Raw genomic sequence first — 19227 nt, forward strand, 5'->3', positions numbered from 1 at the left:
ACCCCGCTCAGCAGGCGTTTGCCGCGATTGTCAGTGGGGGCGGATACGGTCTCGGATGTGTCAGCTCGCATCACCGACCCCGAGCAGCTCAAGGAGCTCCTCGGCATCCCGTTCACCCCGGAGCAGACGGCCTGCATCACCGCACCGCCCGCCCCGCAGGTCGTCGTGGCCGGCGCCGGTTCCGGCAAGACCACGGTCATGGCCGCGCGCGTGGTGTGGCTGGTCGGCACGGGCCAGGTCGCCCCGGAGCAGGTGCTCGGGCTGACGTTCACGAACAAGGCGGCGGGCGAGCTGGCGGAGCGCGTCCGCAAGGCCCTGGCGGCGGCCGGGGTGACGGAACCGGCCGATCCGTTCGGCGCGGGCCTTCCGGGAGCCGGGGGACGGGGCCCGGCGCCCCGGGGTCCGGTGCTCCGACCGCCTCGGACGGCGTCCCCGGCGAGCCCCGGATCTCCACGTACCACTCCTTCGCCGGCCAGCTCCTCAAGGACCACGGCCTGCGCATCGGCCTGGAGCCCAGCGCCCGCCTGCTCGCCGACGCCACCCGCTTCCAGCTCGCCGCCCGGGTGCTGCGCACCGCCCCCGGCCCGTATCCCTCCCTGACGAAGTCGCTGCCCGCCCTGGTGGAGGACCTGCTCGCGCTCGACGGCGAGCTGGCCGAGCACCTGGTGGAGCCGGACCGCCTGCGGGCGTACGACACCGAGCTGCTGGCCGCCCTCGACCAGGTCAAACTCTCCAACGCCGACCTGCGCAAGGTGCCCGAGACAGCCCGCGGCCGCCTGGAGCTGCTGGAGCTGGTCAGGACCTACCGCGCCGAGAAGCGGCGGCGCGAGCTGCTCGACTTCGGCGACCAGATCGCCCTGTCGGCGACCCTCGCGACCACCCGCCCCGAGGTGGGCGCGCTGCTCCGGGAGGAGTTCAAGGTCGTCCTCCTGGACGAGTACCAGGACACCTCCGTGGCGCAGCGGATCATGCTCTCCGGCCTGTTCGGCGGCGGTACGGGCCATGCGGTGACCGCCGTCGGCGACCCCTGCCAGGCCATCTACGGATGGCGCGGCGCCTCCGTCGCCAACCTGGACGACTTCCCCGACCACTTCCCCTACGAGGACGGCGGCCCGGCCGCGCGCTCCGCCCTCAGCCAGAACCGCCGCAGCGGCGGCCGGCTGCTCGACCTGGCCAACGGGCTCGCCGCGCCGCTCCGCGCCATGCACGCGGGCGTCGAGGCACTGCGTCCGGCGCCGGGCGCGGAGCGCGACGGCATGGTGCGCTGCGCGCTGCTGCCCACCCACGCCGAGGAGATGACCTGGCTCGCCGAAAACATCGCCCACCTGGTGCGCACGGGCACCCCGCCCGGCGAGATCGCGGTGCTGTGCCGGACCGCCGGCGACTTCGCCCGTATCCAGGGCGAGCTGGTCGCACGGGAGATCCCGGTGGAGGTCGTCGGCCTGTCCGGGCTGCTGCACCTGCCCGAGATCGCCGACCTGGTGGCGGTCTGCGAGGTCCTCCAGGACCCCACGGCCAACGCCGCCCTGGTACGGCTGCTGATCGGCCCGCGCTGGCAGATCGGCCCCCGTGACCTGGCCCTCCTGGGCCGCCGGGCGCGGCTCCTGGTCCACCGCGACGGCCAGTCCGAGGACCCCGAACGGCGGCTGGCCGAGGCCGTGGAGGGCGTCGACCCGGCCGAGACGATCTCGCTCGCCGACGCGCTCGACACCTTTCTGGAGTCCGACGGCCGCCCCGACGACGGCCTGCCGTTCTCCCCGGAGGCGCGCGTCCGCTTCGCCTACATGGCACGCGAGCTGCGCGAGCTGCGGCGCTCCGCGGGCGACCCCCTGATGGACGTACTGCACCGAGTGCTGACCGTCACCGGCCTGGAGGTCGAGCTGTCCGCGTCCCCCCGCGCGCTGGCCGCCCGCCGCCGGGAGACCCTGGGCACCTTCCTGGACATCGCCGCCGGCTTCGCCGCCAAGCAGGGCGGTGCCGCGCTGGACGGCGACGCCACCCTCCTCGCCTTCCTGGGCTTCCTGCGCACGGCCGTCCAGCACGAGAAGGGCCTGGACAGCTCCCTCCCGGGCGGCGACAACACGGTCAAGGTGCTGACCGCCCACAAGTCCAAGGGCCTGGAGTGGGACGTGGTCGCGGTCCCCGGCCTGGTCGGCAAGCAGTTCCCCAGCGAGCAGGCCCGCGACTCCTGGCTCACCCAGCCCAAGGTCCTGCCGCACGCCCTGCGCGGCGACGCCGCGACCCTGCCGGACGTGACCGACTGGAGCAGCCGTGGCCTGAAGTCCTTCAAGGAGGCGATGAAGGACCACCAGTCCGTCGAGGAGCTGCGCCTCGGCTACGTGACCTTCACCCGCCCCCGCTCCCTGCTGCTCGGCTCCGGCCACTGGTGGGGCCCCGACCAGAAGCGGCCCCGCGGCCCGTCCGCCTTCCTGGAAGCCCTGCGCGCCCACTGCGAGGCCGGCCACGGCGAGATCGAGGAGTGGGCCGACGCCCCCGAGGAGGGTGCGGAGAACCCGTCGCTGAAGGAGGCGGAGACCGAGCGGGAATGGCCGCTCCCGCTGGACGCGGTGGCGAAGCAACGCCGGCGCGCGGCCGCCGCGACGGTCCGGGCGTATCTGGACGGGATGGCGGGAGACGGCGCGGGCACGGGCGTCGGCACAGGTACGGGTGTCGGCACAGGCTCGGGCGTCGGCACAGGTGCAGGCCCGAGCGCCGGTGCCGCGCTGCCGCACGCCGCCGCGACCGACGGTCCGGAGGCCGCGGCCACCCACGATGCCCCGCATCCGGCGGCGGTGGGTGCCGCGTCCGTACCCGGCCGGTACGAGGACGGCCCCTGCGCGGACGTTCCGTATGAGGGCGTCCCGTACGAAGACGCGCACGCCGCCGACGACGCCCAAGGGCCAGGCTTCGACCCCGCCCGCTACTCGGGCCCCGACCCCGACCCGGACTCCTCCCCCGGCCCCGGCCCCGGCCCCGGCCCCGAACACGACCTCGCCGACTGGGACGCCTGGAGCGCCGAGCGGCCCGCGCACCCGGAGGACGCCGAGCGGCCGGGCCGAGCCGTGGGCGATGCCGTACCCGCCGCTGCCGGGCTCGCCCACGTACCGGCCCAGGCGCGCGTCCCCGAAGCCGCCCCGGAGCCCGGCCCCACCCCCTCCTCCCCGAGGAGCGCCGGACCGTCGCCTCCTGGGACCGCGACCTCGACGCGCTCGCCGACGAGCTGCGGCGCTCCCGCGCGACCGTGCGCGACGTGCCCCTGCCCTCCTCGCTCAGCGCCTCGCAGCTGCTGTGGCTCGCGTCCGACCCGGACGGCTTCACCCGGGAGCTGGCGCGCCCCATGCCGCACCCACCCCGGCCCGCCGCCCGCCGCGGTACGCGCTTCCACGCCTGGGTGGAGTCGCGCTTCGAGGAACTGACGCTGCCCCTGCTCGGCCCCGACGAACTGCCGGGCGGCGCGTACGGCCATGAAGCCCGCGCCCAGGAAGCGGCCGGAGAAGCCGACCCGATCAGGGACGAGGACGACCTGGAGGCACTCAAGGACGCCTTCGCCCGCACCCCGTACGCCCGCCGTACCCCGTACCGCATCGAGGTCCCGGTGCAGGTCACCCTCGCGGGCCGGGTGATCCGCGGCCGTATCGACGCCGTCTACCGCAGCCGCGGCCCCCAGGGGGACACCTACGAGATCATCGACTGGAAGACCCACCACGCGCAGACCGCCGACCCGCTCCAGCTGGCCCTCTACCGGGTGGCCTGGGCCGAGCAGCACGGCCTGCCGCTGTCCGCGGTCGACGCCGCGTTCCTGTACGTACGCAGTGGCGAGACGGTCCGGCCCCCGCGCCTGCCCGACCGGGCCGCACTGGAGCGCATCCTGCTCGGCGAGCACGACCCGGCCGCCGGTGCCGGAGACGACGGGGGAGACGGCGGACGATGACAGACGTGCCCCGCGCGGACGTGACGCGGGACTCGGCGCCGGACCTGACAAGATCCACGAGACCGGCGGCGGACCGGGCCCGCGCGCCGGATAGGCTCGGACACATGAGCACCACCTCGGACAGCGCCGTCCGCGCCTACATCAACGTCCACCGCGAAGAGTTCCTCGACGACCTGGCCGCCTGGCTGCGCATCCCCTCGGTGTCCGCCGACCCGGAGCGCGCCGCCGACGTGCGCCGCAGCGCCGAATGGCTGGCCGGCCGGCTCTCCGCGACCGGCTTCCCCACCGCCGAGGTCTGGGAGACGGACGGTGCTCCCGCCGTCTTCGCCGAGTGGCTCTCCGGGGACCCGTCGGCCCCCACCGTCCTCGTCTACGGCCATCACGACGTGCAGCCCGCCGCCCGTGAGGACGGCTGGCACACCGACCCCTTCGAGCCGCAGACCGTCGACGGCAAGCTGTACGCACGCGGCGCCGCCGACGACAAGGGCCAGGTGTTCTTCCACACCCTCGGCGTCCGCGCCCACCTCGCCGCGACCGGCCGCACCGCCCCGGCCGTCAACCTCAAGCTCCTCATCGAGGGCGAGGAGGAGTCCGGCTCCCCGAACTTCCCGGCGCTGATCGCCAAGCACGCGGACCGGCTGGCCTGCGACACGGTGATCGTCTCCGACACCGGCATGTGGTCCAAGGACACCCCGACCGTCTGCACGGGCATGCGCGGCCTCACCGACTGCCAGATCGACCTGTACGGCCCCGACCAGGACATCCACTCCGGCTCCTTCGGCGGCGCGGTGCCCAACCCCGCGACCGAGGCCGCCCGCCTGGCCGCCGCCCTCCACGACGAGGACCGCCGGGTCGCGGTCCCCGGCTTCTACGACGGCATCGTCGAGCTGACCGACCGCGAGCGCGAACTCTTCGCCGAGCTGCCCTTCGACGAGCCCGAGTGGCTGCGTACGGCCCACTCCCACGCCGCGCTCGGCGAGACCGGCCACAGCACCCTGGAGCGCATCTGGGCCCGCCCCACCGCCGAGGTCAACGGCATCGGCGGCGGCTACCAGGGCCCCGGCGGCAAGACCATCGTGCCGTCCGCCGCGCAGCTGAAGCTCTCGTTCCGCCTGGTGGCGGGCCAGGACGCGGCCGCGGTCCAGCAGGCCGTACGGGACTGGGTCGCCGCCCGCCTGCCCGACGGCATCCGCCACGAGATCACCTTCTGGGGCGCCACCCGCCCCTGCCTGACCCCGCTCGACCACCCCGCCCTGCAATCCGTCGTACGGGCCATGGGCCGCGCCTTCGGCCAGAAGATCCGGTTCACCCGCGAGGGCGGCTCGGGCCCGGCCGCCGACCTCCAGGACGTCCTCGGCGTACCGGTCCTCTTCCTCGGCATATCCATCCCCTCGGACGGCTGGCACGCCCCGAACGAGAAGGTCGAGCTGGACCTGCTGATGAAGGGCGTCGAGACCGCCGCGCACCTGTGGGGCGACCTGGCGGAGAACTGGCGCGTCGCTTGATCCGTGACCATGCCCCGACGGCGTCCGTGCCCGTGACCCGGCCGGCGAGCCGTGCCGCGGCCGGGTCGCCGGCCCGCGCCCGGACGCTGGCCGCCCGGACGTCGCCGCCCGGTCCGCGCACGAGCCGTGCCACTCGTACCACCCTCGCCGCCCGGTCCGCCGCCCGCCCGGCGGCCGCGCCCACGGGCGGCAACCACCCACGCCCTAGGGGAGTTGGAAACCGCAGTGACCACCTGGACCGACCACAGCGCCGACCGGCCGATCACGTTCAGCGCGCCGAGCGGCATCGACAGAGCCGCCCACCACCGCCTCGACGAGGCGTGGCTCGCGGCGGCCTGGAGCCACCCGACGACGCGCGTCTTCGTGGTCTCCGGAGGCCAGGCACTGGTCGACGACACCCCCGACGGCCGCACCGAACTGGTCATGACGCCGTCCTTCGAGGCGCCGCTCACCGAGACGCACCGCTACTTCCTCGGCACCGACGAGGACGGCGTGCGCTACTTCGCGCTCCAGAAGGACTCGCTGCCCGGGCGCATGGACCAGTCCGCGCGCCCCGCCGGCCTGCGCGAGGCGGGCCTGCTGCTGTCCCCGCGCGACGCCGGGCTGCTCGTGCACGCCGTCGCCCTGGAGAACTGGCAGCGCCTGCACCGCTTCTGCTCCCGCTGCGGCGAACGCACCGTCATCGCGGCGGCCGGCCACATCCGCCGCTGCCCCGCCTGCGGCGCCGAGCACTACCCGCGTACCGACCCCGCCGTGATCATGCTGGTCACGGACGAGGAGGACCGCGCGCTCCTCGGCCGCCAGGTGCACTGGCCGGAGGGCCGCTTCTCCACCCTGGCCGGCTTCGTCGAGCCCGGCGAGTCCATCGAGCAGTCGGTGGCCCGCGAGGTCTTCGAGGAGGCGGGCGTCGTCGTCGGCGACGTCGAATACGTCGCCAGCCAGCCCTGGCCGTTCCCCTCCAGCCTGATGCTGGGCTTCATGGCCCGCGCCACGTCCTCCGAGATCCAGGTCGACGGCGAGGAGATCGAGGAGGCCCGCTGGTTCTCCCGCGAAGACCTGAAGGCCGCCTTCGAGTCCGGCGAGGTCCTGCCCCCGTACGGCATCTCCATCGCCGCCCGCCTCATCGAAGCCTGGTACGGCAAGCCCTTGCCCAAGCCGTAACCCCACCGGCCGTAACCCCACCGGCCGGGGCCGCACCAGGCCCCGGCCGTCTCCCTCCCGCCGGCCGGACGCCTCACCGCTGCCTGCCCTTGGCCACACAGAGCCCGCACGGAAACGGACACGGCGGAACCGTCCCCGCACCGCTCACGTCGGCAGCGGAATCTCCCGCCGATGCGTCTCCCCCATGTGCCGCCGGTACCGCACCCGGGCGTCCACCTCCATCGACTGGTCCCGGCTCCCCCGGCCCGCGGCTTCGAGCGCCTTCAACAGCTCGCACACTTCGCATGCCTCGCACCTGTCCGTCGGGTTCTCGCTCATGGGGTCCATGCTCCGGGGCGGCCGCACGTCATCGCGACGGCGGTGAGGCGCCCGTTCGGAGTCCGTCAGGCGTCATATGCAAGACGTCAAAGCGGTGTCATTGTGCGGGGGTTGGGTCTAGCTTGAATCCATGACGATCGCGCCGGATCTCTCAGCGAACGCGGCCTTCCGGGCCGTGCGCCTGTCCCTCCGGATGAGCCAGGACGACATGGCCCGCGCGCTCCGGAAGGCGGGCGACGAGGCGGGCGAACCCAACGACGCCAACAAGCGGCTCGTGCAGCGCTGGGAGGGCGGCACGACCCGCGTGCCCAGGCCCGTGTACGTACGCGCCCTGGAGAAGGTCACCGGGCTGCCCATCGAGTCACTCGGGTTCGCCCTGCCGGTCATGGTTCAGGCACGCGACGACGGTGCCGGAGGGCATGACGTGGCCGGTGGTGCGCCGGGGGCTCCCGGGGGCGCTGGGGTCGACGGAAGCGAGTCCGCCTCCGGCGCCACCGAGACGGCCGCCCAGGCGACCGGACGCCCGCACTACACGGGTGTGTGGCTGAGCCGATACGAGTTCTACTCGTCCGGCAGGGGACAGACGCTCACCGGGGCCCACTTCGTCGTACTGGTGCAGAACGGCAACCGGCTCACCGGCCGGTCGTTGCCCGGAGCGTCATCCCACCCCGACTCACCGCTCTCCCTCGACCTCACCGTGGACGGGAACGTGGTCACCGGCACCTGGGTGGAACAGACCGCGACGGACGGCTACTACGCGGGCGCCCGCTATCACGGAGCCGTCCAACTGCTCGCCGAGCCGACTGGACGGCGCCTGGCCGGGAAATGGGTCGGGTTCGGCAAGGACTTCGACGTGAACACCGGACCGTGGGAACTGATCTTCAAAGACGCGTCCACGGCGAAGGAGACGGTGGAGCGGTACAGCCGCCGTCCGGGGTGACCAGGCTGTGAGGTGGGCGGGGCGCTCAGCTGCGTCTGCCGGAGCAGGGGTGCCCGGGCCGTGACGACCGGCACGACGAGCCCCCGGCCGCACAACGGCCGGGGGCTCACTCGAAAGGGTCGGGCTTGCGACCGTTACGGCCAGGGGCTCGCCCGTAACGCTCGGGGTTTCGCCCGTGTACCCCGCCGCTCAGACCCCGAGCGCCTGCTTGACCTGGGCCAGGGACGGGTTGGTCAGGGTGGAGCCGTCGGGGAAGAGGACCGTGGGGACGGTCTGATTGCCGTCGTTGGCCTTTTCGACGAAGGCCGCGGACTCGGGGTCCTGCTCGATGTTGATCTCGGTGTACGCGATTCCCTCGCGGTCCATCTGGCCCTTCAGCCGACGGCAGTAGCCGCACCACGTGGTGCTGTACATCGTCACAGTGCCCGCCATGGGTCCTCGCGCTCCTTCAAGCTCGGCGTGTATCGATGGGAGAACGTCTGCCCGGGCCGGACCATTCCCGCCCGTGCCGGGCCGCTCCCGTACGCGTACGGTGCCACTTCTGTAGGCCCGCGTATTCGTACGACCGCGGAGTGACGGCTGTGGACAACTTTCCCGGCTGCCCCGGTCGACCTGGCAGCATGGTCGGGTGACAGCAGCATCGGACTCCACTCTCTTCCCGCAGGTTGCGGCCGCGACCCAGTTCCCGGCCACGCCCGAGGGTGCCGACGCGGTGCTCGACGGCTTGGACCCCGAGCAGCGCGAGGTCGCCACGGCCCTGCACGGGCCCGTGTGCGTCCTGGCGGGCGCCGGGACGGGCAAGACCCGCGCGATCACCCACCGCATCGCGTACGGCGTGCGTGCGGGCATCCTGCAGCCCTCCACGGTGCTCGCCGTCACCTTCACCGCCCGCGCGGCGGGGGAGATGCGCGGGCGGCTGCGGCAGCTGGGGGCGGGCGGGGTACAGGCCCGGACGTTCCACTCGGCCGCGCTGCGCCAGCTCCAGTACTTCTGGCCCAAGGCGGTCGGCGGCGAGGTGCCGAGGCTGCTGGAGCGCAAGGTCCAGGTCGTCGCGGAGGCCGCCGCCCGCTGCCGTATCCGCCTGGACCGCAACGAGCTGCGTGACGTCACGGGCGAGATCGAGTGGTCCAAGGTCACCCAGACCGTGCCCGCCGACTACCCGGCCGCCGTGCACAAGGCCGGACGCGAGGCCCCCGCGACCCGGCCGAGATCGGGCAGATCTACGGCACGTACGAGCAGCTCAAGCGCGACCGGGGGACCATCGACTTCGAGGACGTGCTGCTGCTGACGGTCGGCGTCCTGCAGGACCGGCACGACATCGCCGAGCAGGTCCGCGCCCAGTACCAGCACTTCGTCGTGGACGAGTACCAGGACGTCAGCCCGCTCCAGCAGCGGCTGCTCGACCTGTGGCTCGGCGACCGCGACAACCTCTGCGTCGTCGGCGACGCCAGCCAGACGATCTACAGCTTCACCGGCGCCACCCCCGACCACCTGCTGAACTTCCGCACCCGCCATCCGAACGCCACGGTCGTGAAGCTGGTACGGGACTACCGCTCCACCCCTCAGGTCGTGCACCTTGCCAACGGGTTGCTCTCCCAGGCACGCGGCCGTGCCGCCGAGCACCGGCTGGAGCTGATCTCGCAGCGGGACGCCGGCCCCGAGCCGGCGTACGCGGAGTACGCGGACGAGCCCGCGGAGGCGGAGGGCACCGCCCGCCGTATCCGCGATCTGATCGCCTCCGGCGTGCCGGCCAGCGAGATAGCGGTCCTGTTCCGCATCAACGCGCAGTCCGAGGTCTACGAGCAGGCCCTCGCCGACCACGGCGTGCCGTACCAGCTCCGGGGTGCCGAGCGGTTCTTCGAGCGGCCCGAGGTACGCGAGGCGGGCGTCAAGCTGCGCGGCGCCGCCCGCTTCGGCGCCAACGACGCCCTCCTGGACGACGCCGTGGACCTCCCGTCCGAGGTGCGGGCCGTCCTGAGCGACATGGGGTGGACGAGTGTGGCCCCGGCCGGGTCCGGCGCCGTGCGGGACCGCTGGGAGTCGCTGGCCGCTCTGGTCCGCCTCGCCGAGGACTTCGCCAAGGCCCGGCCGGCGGCCACCCTCGCCGATCTGGTCGCCGAGCTGGACGAGCGGGCCAACGCCCAGCACGCCCCGACCGTCGAAGGTGTGACGCTCGCCTCTTTCCACGCCGCCAAGGGCCTGGAGTGGGACGCCGTCTTCCTGGTCGGCCTCACCGAGGGCATGATGCCGATCACCTACGCCAAGACCGACGAGCAGGTCGAGGAGGAGCGCCGCCTGCTGTACGTGGGCGTGACCCGGGCCCGCCTGCATCTGGGGCTCTCGTGGTCCCTGTCGCGCGCTCCGGGCGGCCGTGCGGTCCGGCGCCCCAGCCGTTTCCTGGACGGCCTGCGGCCCGGTTCGGGGGCGCGGGGCGCCGGGCGGCGGCTGCCGCCGCGGGCGGCGTCGAGCGCGGCGGCGCCGCGGCCAGGGGTGCGGCCAAGCGCCGGACCCGGTCACCCGCCCGCTGCCGGGTCTGCGGCAAGACGCTCACCGATGCGGGTGAAATGAAGCTCATGCGCTGCGACGACTGCCCCTGCGAGCTCGACGAGGCGTTGTACGGGCGGCTGCGCGACTGGCGGGCCGAACGGGCACGGCAGCTGGGCCAGCCGGCGTACTGCGTCTTCACGGACAAGACGCTGATGGCGATCGCCGAGGCCGTTCCGGGAACCGAGGGGGAGCTGGCGGGCATCCCTGGTGTGGGGGGACGCAAGCTGGGCAGATTCGGCGCCGACGTCCTCGCGCTGTGCGCAGGTGAGGAGCTCGTTCCGGCAGCGGACGGGCCGTCGCCGGACGATCTTCCGGAGGGTGGTGCAAGAACCTCCGGAAAGTCGTCAGAAAAATAGTTTGCGCGCGCGGAGCGCATCCCCATAGCCTTCACAGGCACGAAGACGACGGGCCTTCCGGGATCCGCCGGATTCGTGTTGTACTGAACAAGCCCGGACCGGATTTTCCGGTCCGCCGAGACGCCGAGAGGAGGCGAGACCAGTGATCAGCTTCATCGAGACCCAGAAAATGACCGATCGTTCGGTCGTCGCCACCCGCATGCTCGGCGCCTCGCTCCCGGGCACCGGTCTGTCCGGCTCCGGCCGACTGTCCGGTCTTGAGGTCTCCCGTGCCGCTTCCCTGGTGTTCCTGCCCAAGGGTGAGTGCGACGAGCGACCGACCCAGGCACCCGCAGTAGCGGCAGCGGCACAGGCAGCGAATGCGCATGCCTTTGCCGGCGCGGCGGCCAACGGTGCCGAATCCCGGATGCAGTACGAGACGCAGCAGGACACGTGGGCCCACCGCGGGCACGAACCCTGGAGAGATCCAGCCTGATTCGCATGATCAGGTCGGCACCTTCCAGGGCCGCGGAACCCACACCGGGATCCGCGGCCCTTTTGCTTTGCCCATGAGCCCAGCCACCAGCCGGGCCGAACAGACGAGGAACACACCACCGTGCAACTCCAGTCGCACACCCCGTCCGTCGCCACCGACCTGATCCCCCCGCCCGACCCCCAGGAGACCCCCTTGCTGCCCCTCACCGAGCTCGACGACGAGATCGACCGACTCGGCGCCGCCGTGCCATGCCGTACCTACGACCCCGAGGTCTTCTTCGCCGAGACCCCGGCCGACGTGGAGTACGCCAAGTCCCTGTGCCAGACCTGTCCGGTGCGCGAGGCGTGTCTCGCCGGCGCCAAGGACCGTCGTGAGCCGTGGGGCGTCTGGGGCGGCGAACTGTTCGTCCAGGGCGTCGTGGTGCCCCGCAAGCGTCCGCGTGGCCGTCCGCGCAAGAACCCGGTCGCGGCATGAATCTCGGCGGCACCTACACCAGCGGCACAGGAACGATCGACCGTCCCGCCCAGCGGGACCCCCAGAAGCAGGACCCGATGAGCCCCTCCCTCACCGACACCACCGCACCAGCGAACTCCGGCGTGATCGAGTCGCGCCAGAACAGGACCCGTGAAATGCAACTCATCCAAGAAGCCCTGGCGCGCGCACATATGCAACAGCGCCTGCAAGAGGCCGAGTCCGAACGCAGGGCCCAGCGCCTCGCCACGGCCCGGCGCATGCAGCGCCGCGCCGAGCGGGCGTCGCTGCGCGCCCGGCGCGCTCTGGCCATGGCCGTCATGCAGTGACCCGTCGGCTGCCCGGCATCCTGTACGGTGCCGGGCCGCCCGGCGGCGTCACCACCGCATCAGGCGGTCACCGCAACACCACACATCTCAGGGGCTGTCCAACTGGGCGGCCCCTGAGGCGTTGTGCCCCTTTCCCGGCGGTGGCGGGGATATTGTCGGCTGATGAACCAGAAGACGTATGAACAGGCGGAGTTGACCACCGACGACGCGGAGTGCGCGCAGTGCGGCGTCACGGCCGAGGGCACCCCGGCCACCTGGACCTGCACCATCTCCCACGGCACCCGCGAGCACCTCTGCGACACCTGCACCCGGGCCAGCCTCCGCGTCATCGAATCCCACCTGGACCCGGTACCGACACGGTGAACGGCGGCCGACGGCTACCACCTGCCATGCTCCGCCTGCCGCCTGCCGCCTGCCGCCTGCCGCCTGCCGCCTGCCGCCTGCCGCCTGCCGCCTGCCGCCTGCCTCAGGCCGGTGTCTCCTCCTCCGCGGGGGTGCTCTGTCCGGGCACGGACGGGGCGGGGACGCCGGTGGTGGAGGCGTCGTCGGTGGTGAAGCCCGGGAGCCAGGACTCCAGTTCGTCGCGCAGGCGGACGGTGGCTCCCAGCTGGCACAGGACACCGATCGTGCTCAGCGTCACGCGGTGGATGAGCAGGTAGGAGGGGGCAGGTTCAGCTGGCGGCCCAGCTGGTAGGCGGGGGAGCGGGGATCGGCGATGCGCGCGGCCTGGGTACGCATCCAGGAGCGGGTGAAGGTGAAGTCGTCCACTTGGGCCGGTTCGATGATCGGAAGCAGATAGCCCAGCACTGCGTCGGGGTCCAGCTCGATGGAGTCCTTCACGAAGCCCTCCTCGCACAGCAGCTCGTAGACCGCCTCGGCCTCGCCGTCGAGCGTCATGCGCAGTGAGGCGCCGATCGTGGACGGCAGGCCGTCCGGCAGCCGGTCGACCGTGCCGAAGTCCAGGACGCCCAGCCGCCACTTCTCCGCCGGGCCGTCGGGGGCGTCGCCGGTCAGCAGCCGGAAATTGCCCGGGTGCGGGTCGGCGTGCAGCAGGCCGGTGCGCGCGGTGCCGGAGAAGAGGAAGCGGGCGAGGAGCTGTCCGGCCCGGTCGCGCTCCTCCTGGGTGCCGTTCGCGATGACCTCCGAGAGAGGGACGCCCTCCATCCACTCGGTCACCAGCACCTGATCGCCCTGATGGACCACCGCGGGCACCCGTACGTCGGGGTCGTCGGCGAACTCCTCGGCGTGTGCCTGCTGGGCCTGCGCCTCCAGGGCGTAGTCCAGCTCCTCGGAGACCCGGTCGCGCAGCTCGGAGATCAGCGGCTTGATGTCCATGCCGGGGATCAGCGGCCCGAGCAGCCGGGCGAACCGGCCCAGCTGGGACAGGTCGGACAGCAGGGCCGCGCCCGCTCCCGGGTACTGGACCTTGACCGCCACCTCACGGCCGTCGTGCCAGACCGCGCGGTGCACCTGGCCGATCGACGCGGCCGCCGACGGTTTGTCCTCGAACTCCGTGAACAGCTCGCGCCAGTCCGCGCCCAGCCGCTCCGCCAGGATCGCGTGCACCGAATCGGTCGGCATCGGCGGTGCGGCTTCCTGAAGTTTGGTGAGCGCGGCGCGGTACGGACCGGCGATCTCCTCCGGCAGCGCCGCCTCGAAGACCGACAGCGCCTGCCCGAACTTCATGGCGCCGCCCTTCAGCTCGCCGAGCACCCGGAAGAGTTGCTCGGCGGTCCGCTGTTGGAGCTCGCGGCCGACGAGGTCCGCCGACCTGCCGCCGATCCGCTTGCCCAGCCCCCAGGTGGCGCGGCCGGCGAATCCCAGTGGCAGCGCGGCCAGCTTGGCGGTACGGGTGACCGCCTTGCGGGGAAGATCTGACATGCGCCCCTCCAACTCACACTGTCCCCAACCGGGGTTACTCCGCCATTGTTACGTGTTGCCGACGCGGATCCGAGGCACCCGTGGCGCCGGCCGGTCCCGCCGCGCCGCAGCCGCACTCCGGATGCGGCGCGACCTTGGTCGTCCGCCAGTCCGCACAGGGCAGCGCGACCTCGATCCGGGCCCCTGTGCAGGGTGGCAACTGACCGTCCAGGAACGCCAGCGCCTGTACGGCGGCCAGCCCCGCCACCGTCGTCGCCAGCGCCGCGTCGCACGCCGGAACGGCCGGTGCGCCGCGCCCCGAGCGCCACTGGGCCAGCAGCCGCGGCCAGGCGGGCTCCGCGTCCGTACGCCGCAGCTGGAGGCAGCCGGCGCAGGAGGAGTCACCCGGCAGGACCAGCGGACCCACCACCCCGGTCCCTTCGACCACCCCGGCGAACAGGTGCGGGATTCCCGCGGTCACGAAGGGCTCGTACAGGACCGGGTCGGGCGCGTAGGCGGCGAGGCCGTCGCGCGGGGCGATCACGACGAGCCCGAGGCCCGGCTCACCGGCGTCGGACGGCTCGCCCCCGGACCGCAGCCGCCGCGACCAGGGCGAGGCGCGGTGGACCAGGCTGCGGGCGGCGGTGTCCCGGCGCGCACCGATCTGCTCCGCCCGCACCCCGCCCGGCACGACGTCCCAGGGCTCGACCTTCCCGCCGTCCTGCACCTCCACCCGCCCGATGCCCGCCGCCGACAGCAGGGCCGCCACCGAAGCGCCCACCCGGCCGGCGCCGCGCACCCGCGCCCGTATGGCCCGGCGCGCCCCCATCCGCTCCAGTCCGCCCGCCGCCTCGGGATGGCGCACGGACAGCGACGCGAGATCCGCCCGGAGCCGGCCGAAGGCCGCGGAGTCGGCGCGCACCGCGTCGGCCGCCGGACCGCCCGCCGACGGCGCGTCCAGCAGGCCGGCCCGCCCCAGCCGGTCCACCATCCGCCGCGCGTGCCCGGCCGGCAGCCCCAGCGACTCGGCGGCGTCGGCGAGCTGCTCCGGACTCCGCGTGCCGTCGATCAAGGCCAGAAAACTCCCGGTGGCCGTGTCCACCGGGCCCAGTTCCACCGCGTACGCCGGGGCCACCCCGAACCGCACCGTCTCCCGGTTTCGCCATCCACGCCGCAGCGCGGGCTTGAGCATCGGATACATGAAGCCGCCCCCGTCGATCGCATCTCGTCCAGCGGTCTTCAGCATCCCGCGGCCGGGCGACGGCCGTCGGAAGTTGTCCACAGCCCCCGGGCAATAGTCATACAAGCCGTACCCGTCCTTGAGCGGTCCGGGAACATGGCGTAGGCCGGGGGCAAGACTTCCCGCACGGGCAGCGGGTAACGTCGGGGCGTGCCCGCCGACCCTTTGCGCCGAGCCGCAGACCCTCCCCGCAGGACCGCCACGCGCCCCGCGACCGGGAGCCCCGCGACGAGCCCGGTCGAGGTGCGCAGAAGCTCGCGGCGACGCCGTACGGTCTCCGCCTACCGGGAGGGGGACCGCACCGTCGTCTTGATCCCGGCCCGGATGTCCGAGGCCGAGGAACGGCGCTGGGTCACCGTGATGCTGGACAAGCTCGCCGCGCAGGAGAGCCGGCGCACACTCGGCGACAGTGAGCTGGCCGAGCGCGCGGAGCGCCTGTCGGAGCAGTACCTGGACGGCCGTGCCCGGCCCGCCACGGTGCGCTGGGTGACCAACCAGAACACCCGCTGGGGCTCCTGCACCCCCGCCGAGGGCAGCATCCGCCTCTCGCACCGGCTCCAGGGGATGCCGGAGTACGTCGTCGACTACGTCCTCCTGCACGAGCTGGCGCATCTTCTCGTCCCCGGTCATGGGCAGCGTTTCTGGCAGCTTCTGGAGTCATACCCGCGTACGGAGCGTGCGCGCGGCTATCTCGAAGGGGTCGTCGCGGCGGAGCGGCTGCCGCATCTGCCCGCGGCCCGTACGGAATAGGGCCGGTTCCGCCCGGTTCGCTCCGCGCCCGGCATCGCCCGCTGTCGGCGGCAGCGGTTAGCCTGGCGCGACGTCATCAGAGCGCGGAGCGGGAGCGGGGGACGGTCGTTACGTATGGCCAGGGAATTCCAGCGGGGCCACAAGGCCAGGATCAGTGACCTGACGGCCGGGACGGATCTGTACGTAGGGGTGCGGATCGCGGGTTCCGGGCTGTCCTTCGACATCAGCTGCTTCGGTCTCGACGCGGACGAGCGGCTCTCCGACGACCGGTATTTCGTCTTCTTCAACCAGCCCGCCTCCCCCGAGGGGTCGGTCCAGCTGCTGGGCGCCCAGGCGGGCGACACCGAGTCCTTCCGGGTCACGCTCGACCGGATACCGCAGCACATCCGGAAGCTGTCCTTCACCGCCACGCTCGACGGCGCGGGCCAGATGTCCCAGATCGGCCCCGGCTACCTGCGCATCGTCGCGGGCGGCGAGGAGGTCGCTCGCTACCCGTTCGACGGTGCCGAGTTCAGCACCGAGCGTGCAGTGATGCTCGGCGACTTCTACCTGAAGGACGTGTGGCGCTTCGCCGCGGTCGGGCAGGGCTTCGACGGCGGTCTGGAAGCGCTGCTGAAGAACTTCGGCGGCGAGGTCGCGGAGGAGGAGCCCGCGCCCGAACCCGAGCCGGCGCCGCAGGGCGGCGTGCCGGGCTTCGCGCCGCCCAGCGCCTCCGAGCCCGCGCCGGGCTTCGCGCCCCCCAGCGCCTCCGAGCCCGCCCCGAACTTCGCCGCTCCGCCAGCCGAAGGACAGCCCGCCCCGGCAGCACAAGGTCAGCCCGCGCCGCCGCAGGTCCCGGCCCAGGCGCAGCCGCCGCAGGCCCCGCCGCCCCAGCAGCCGCCCCCGCAGGTTCACACCGCTCCGACGATCGCGGCCCCGTTGGCGCCGCCCGGCGCGCCGCCCGGTCAGTTCCCCGGACAGCAACCCCCGTACGGCCAGCCCCCGCACCAGCAGGCGCCGCCGTACGGCCAACCGGGCCAGCCGCCCCAGGCGGCACCCCAAACGCCGCCGCAAGCCCCGCCCCAGGCCCCGTACGGGCAGCCGGGCGGCCAGTTCCCCGGACAGCAAGCCCCGGCCCCGTACGGAGCGCCGCAGGGTCAGCCCGCCCCGTACGGGCAGCCGCAGGTCCAGAGTGGCGGCCCCGGCCTCAGCGTCGTCCTGGAGAAGTACCGCGAAGCGCCCACAGGGCAGCGGTGGACCCCGCAGAACGAGAAGCTGATCCGCGCCGATCTCGGCATCGACGGACAGCCGGTGCTCGCCCGGCAGGGCAGCATGGTCCTCTACCAGGGCAAGGTCGACTTCAGCTACAAGGGCGCCGGTATCCGGGGCCGCATCGTGGGCAACGCCACCGGCCAGGAGATGCAGCTGATGCGCTGTACCGGCCAGGGCCAGGTGTTCTTCGCGGACAACAGCGCCCATGTGCACCCCATCGAGCTCCAGGGTGACGCGATCTGCGTGTCGGCCGAGAGCGTGCTCGCCTTCGACGAGTCGCTCCAGTACGAGACCCGCCGCATCGAGGGGCACGGCATCCCGGGCGGCGCGCTGTTCACCATGCAGTTCCAGGGCAGCGGCACGGTCGTCGTGAAGACCCAGGGCACCCCCGTCGTCCTCCCGGTCACCCCCACGACCTTCGCGGACGCCAACGCCGTCGTCGCCTGGTCGGCCGCCTCGCAGGTGATCATTTCCAGCCAGGTCAGCCTGCGCCGCAGCGCCTACCCGGGGCACTCCGGCGAGACCGTGAACCTCCAGTTCCGCGGCGCGCCCGGGAACTTCATCGTCGTCCAGCCCTACGAGGTCTGAGGGAGCCCGCCATGTACGAACAGCAAGCACCGGGCCACGCCACGACCGCACCCGTCGCCCGTATGGAGAACCACGGCAGCGCCATGGTGAAGATCGCCATGCAGAGCGGCCAGGACGTCTTCGCCCGCACCGGCTCGATGGTCGCCTACGAGGGCTTCGTCCAGTACGAGCCCAACCCGCCCGCGGTCCGCCAGATGGCCTCCCAGTGGCTGACCGGCGAGGGCGCGCCCCTGATGAAGTGCACCGGCGACGGCCTGCTCTACCTCGCCGACTACGGCGCCGACGTCGTCTGCGTCAACCTCGACGGCGACTCGATCTCCGTCAACGGCACCAACCTCCTGGCCTTCGACGCCCACCTCCAGTGGGGCGTGCAGCGCGTCAAGGGCATGGCGAAGTTCGCCGGTCAGGGGCTCTTCAACGTCGGCATCTCGGGCACCGGCTGGGTCGCGCTGACCTCCCGCGGCACCCCGATCGTGGTGGACTGCGGCCGCGGCGAGGACGAGACGTACGTCGACCCGGACGCGCTCGTGGCCTGGTCGGCGAACCTGAAGATGAAGGGCAAGCGCAGCTTCAAGGCGTCCTCGATGATCGGGCGCGGCAGCGGCGAGGCGTACCAGCTCGGCTTCTCCGGGCAGGGCTTCGTCGTCGTACAGCCCAGTGAGGACAGCACCGACCGGCTCCGGGCCCGGGGCTGAGGGGAGGAGGTCGAGCCATCATGCAGAGTCCGCTTTTCGCCTACACCGAGGCGCAGACCCAGGACCGGTACACCCTGCAGAACCCGCAGCTGCTGCGGGTCGCCCTGCAAGGCCACGAGGACCTGCTCGCCCGTAAGGGCAGCATGGTCGCCTACCAAGGGCTGCTGGAGTTCGACGGGAACTACCAGACCCCGGGTCAGCAGCGCGCCCGCGCCGCCTCCGGTGAGGGCCTGGACCTGATGCGCGTCTCCGGGCAGGGCACCGTCTACCTGGCCAATCTCGCGCAGTATGTGCACGTCATGGACGTCGACCACGACGGCCTGACCGTGGACAGCAGCTATGTGCTGGCGCTGGACTCCGGCCTCCACTGGGAGGTGATCTCGGTGGACAGCCAGTACGGGATCTCCGGCACCGGCAAGTACCAGCTCAACATCTCCGGCCGCGGCAAGGTCGTGCTGATGACCTCGGGCCAGCCGCTGATGATGCAGGTCACCCCGGACAAGTACGTCAACGCCGACGCGGACGCGGTGGTCGCCTGGTCCGCCTCGCTGCGGGTGCAGATGCAGGCACAGACGCATTCCTCGGGCGTGTGGCGCCGCCGCGGGAACACAGGCGAGGGCTGGGAGCTGAGCTTCCTGGGGCAGGGCTACGCGCTCGTCCAGCCGAGCGAGCTGCTGCCGCCGCAGAACGCGGCCATCGGGTCCGGCCTGGCCGCCCAGTTCGGCATGGGGCAGCAGGGCGCCCACGGCCAGAACCAGGGGAACATCTTCACCAACTGAGACACGCCGGGCGCCCGCGCCCTCTCCGTGA

14 protein-coding genes and 3 pseudogenes are annotated in these 19227 nt (G+C 72.8%); 13 read left to right on the top strand and 4 right to left on the bottom strand.

What is annotated here, in order from left to right:
• Positions 1–57 precede the first annotated feature (57 nt).
• The 3 genes and pseudogenes from ACEXOX_RS31320 to nudC all read left to right on the top strand — a co-directional run bounded on the left by ACEXOX_RS31320 (position 58) and on the right by nudC (position 6597).
• A pseudogene (locus ACEXOX_RS31320) lies at positions 58–3931 on the top strand (ATP-dependent DNA helicase).
• 104 nt (positions 3932–4035) lie between these two features.
• Positions 4036–5436, top strand: coding sequence for a dipeptidase (locus ACEXOX_RS31325; RefSeq protein WP_406524397.1), 1401 nt, complete (start codon positions 4036–4038; stop codon positions 5434–5436).
• A gap of 225 nt (positions 5437–5661) precedes the next feature.
• On the top strand, positions 5662–6597 hold the full coding sequence (gene nudC / locus ACEXOX_RS31330; RefSeq protein ID WP_030022083.1) for an NAD(+) diphosphatase: 936 nt from the start codon (positions 5662–5664) through the stop codon (positions 6595–6597).
• A 144-nt stretch (positions 6598–6741) separates the two neighbouring features.
• Here nudC and ACEXOX_RS31335 read toward each other — a convergent pair whose 3' ends face one another.
• Positions 6742–6915: a hypothetical protein gene (locus ACEXOX_RS31335; RefSeq protein WP_406524398.1), complete on the bottom strand. Its 174-nt coding sequence runs from the start codon at positions 6913–6915 to the stop codon at positions 6742–6744.
• A gap of 130 nt (positions 6916–7045) precedes the next feature.
• Between ACEXOX_RS31335 and ACEXOX_RS31340 the strand changes: the two genes are divergently transcribed.
• Positions 7046–7855: a helix-turn-helix domain-containing protein gene (locus ACEXOX_RS31340; RefSeq protein ID WP_406524399.1), complete on the top strand. Its 810-nt coding sequence runs from the start codon at positions 7046–7048 to the stop codon at positions 7853–7855.
• A 189-nt stretch (positions 7856–8044) separates the two neighbouring features.
• On the opposite strand, the gene ACEXOX_RS31345 is transcribed toward ACEXOX_RS31340, so the two are convergent.
• The gene (locus ACEXOX_RS31345) at positions 8045–8287 is read right to left on the bottom strand and encodes a mycoredoxin (RefSeq protein WP_406524400.1); all 243 of its coding nucleotides are present in this window, start codon (positions 8285–8287) and stop codon (positions 8045–8047) included.
• A 196-nt stretch (positions 8288–8483) separates the two neighbouring features.
• Here ACEXOX_RS31345 and ACEXOX_RS31350 point away from each other — a divergent pair.
• The 5 genes and pseudogenes from ACEXOX_RS31350 (at position 8484) to ACEXOX_RS31370 (ending at position 12396) form a co-directional block, all read left to right on the top strand.
• Positions 8484–10758: pseudogene (locus tag ACEXOX_RS31350) on the top strand (ATP-dependent DNA helicase UvrD2).
• Positions 10759–10900: 142 nt separating this feature from the next.
• Positions 10901–11233, top strand: coding sequence for a hypothetical protein (locus ACEXOX_RS31355; RefSeq protein ID WP_406524401.1), 333 nt, complete (start codon positions 10901–10903; stop codon positions 11231–11233).
• Positions 11234–11353: 120 nt separating this feature from the next.
• Positions 11354–11707 carry a WhiB family transcriptional regulator gene (locus ACEXOX_RS31360; protein WP_030022089.1) on the top strand — a complete coding sequence of 118 codons (354 nt, stop codon included), beginning with the start codon at positions 11354–11356 and terminating at the stop codon, positions 11705–11707.
• On the top strand, positions 11704–12033 hold the full coding sequence (locus ACEXOX_RS31365) for a hypothetical protein (protein ID WP_406524402.1): 330 nt from the start codon (positions 11704–11706) through the stop codon (positions 12031–12033). The genes ACEXOX_RS31360 and ACEXOX_RS31365 overlap by 4 nt, the downstream gene beginning before the upstream one ends.
• A 162-nt stretch (positions 12034–12195) precedes the next feature.
• Complete coding sequence (locus ACEXOX_RS31370; protein WP_406524403.1) at positions 12196–12396, top strand: hypothetical protein; 201 nt, start codon at positions 12196–12198, stop codon at positions 12394–12396.
• Between the two features lie 103 nt (positions 12397–12499).
• On the opposite strand, the pseudogene ACEXOX_RS31375 reads toward ACEXOX_RS31370, so the two are convergent.
• Positions 12500–13914 (bottom strand): annotated as a pseudogene (locus tag ACEXOX_RS31375) (ABC1 kinase family protein).
• A gap of 34 nt (positions 13915–13948) precedes the next feature.
• Positions 13949–15094, bottom strand: coding sequence for a TOMM precursor leader peptide-binding protein (locus ACEXOX_RS31380; protein WP_406526526.1), 1146 nt, complete (start codon positions 15092–15094; stop codon positions 13949–13951).
• A 189-nt stretch (positions 15095–15283) separates the two neighbouring features.
• On the opposite strand from ACEXOX_RS31380, the gene ACEXOX_RS31385 reads away from it, so the two are divergent.
• The 4 genes from ACEXOX_RS31385 to ACEXOX_RS31400 all read left to right on the top strand — a co-directional run bounded on the left by ACEXOX_RS31385 (position 15284) and on the right by ACEXOX_RS31400 (position 19196).
• Positions 15284–15883, top strand: coding sequence for a M48 family metallopeptidase (locus tag ACEXOX_RS31385; RefSeq protein WP_406524404.1), 600 nt, complete (start codon positions 15284–15286; stop codon positions 15881–15883).
• 114 nt (positions 15884–15997) lie between these two features.
• A complete protein-coding gene (locus ACEXOX_RS31390; protein ID WP_406524405.1) occupies positions 15998–17722 on the top strand; it encodes a TerD family protein in 1725 nt (574 codons plus the stop codon).
• Positions 17723–17733: 11 nt separating this feature from the next.
• Positions 17734–18417, top strand: coding sequence for an AIM24 family protein (locus ACEXOX_RS31395; RefSeq protein WP_406524406.1), 684 nt, complete (start codon positions 17734–17736; stop codon positions 18415–18417).
• 20 nt (positions 18418–18437) lie between these two features.
• Positions 18438–19196, top strand: a complete 759-nt coding sequence (locus ACEXOX_RS31400; RefSeq protein WP_406524407.1) for an AIM24 family protein — start codon at positions 18438–18440, stop codon at positions 19194–19196.
• Positions 19197–19227 lie beyond the last annotated feature (31 nt).

Source organism: Streptomyces sp. Ac-502 (genome assembly GCF_045222935.1).
In the GTDB taxonomy this organism is placed as follows: Bacteria; Actinomycetota; Actinomycetes; order Streptomycetales; family Streptomycetaceae; genus Streptomyces; species Streptomyces monomycini.

Coding starts and splice junctions, on each gene's coding strand:
- ACEXOX_RS31325 (WP_406524397.1), top strand. CDS start 4,036: ATGAGCACCACCTCGGACAGCGCCGTCCGCGCCTACATCAACGTCCAC.
- ACEXOX_RS31335 (WP_406524398.1), bottom strand. CDS start 6,915: ATGAGCGAGAACCCGACGGACAGGTGCGAGGCATGCGAAGTGTGCGAG.
- ACEXOX_RS31340 (WP_406524399.1), top strand. CDS start 7,046: ATGACGATCGCGCCGGATCTCTCAGCGAACGCGGCCTTCCGGGCCGTG.
- ACEXOX_RS31345 (WP_406524400.1), bottom strand. CDS start 8,287: ATGGCGGGCACTGTGACGATGTACAGCACCACGTGGTGCGGCTACTGC.
- ACEXOX_RS31365 (WP_406524402.1), top strand. CDS start 11,704: ATGAATCTCGGCGGCACCTACACCAGCGGCACAGGAACGATCGACCGT.
- ACEXOX_RS31370 (WP_406524403.1), top strand. CDS start 12,196: ATGAACCAGAAGACGTATGAACAGGCGGAGTTGACCACCGACGACGCG.
- ACEXOX_RS31380 (WP_406526526.1), bottom strand. CDS start 15,094: ATGTATCCGATGCTCAAGCCCGCGCTGCGGCGTGGATGGCGAAACCGG.
- ACEXOX_RS31390 (WP_406524405.1), top strand. CDS start 15,998: ATGGCCAGGGAATTCCAGCGGGGCCACAAGGCCAGGATCAGTGACCTG.
- ACEXOX_RS31395 (WP_406524406.1), top strand. CDS start 17,734: ATGTACGAACAGCAAGCACCGGGCCACGCCACGACCGCACCCGTCGCC.
- ACEXOX_RS31400 (WP_406524407.1), top strand. CDS start 18,438: ATGCAGAGTCCGCTTTTCGCCTACACCGAGGCGCAGACCCAGGACCGG.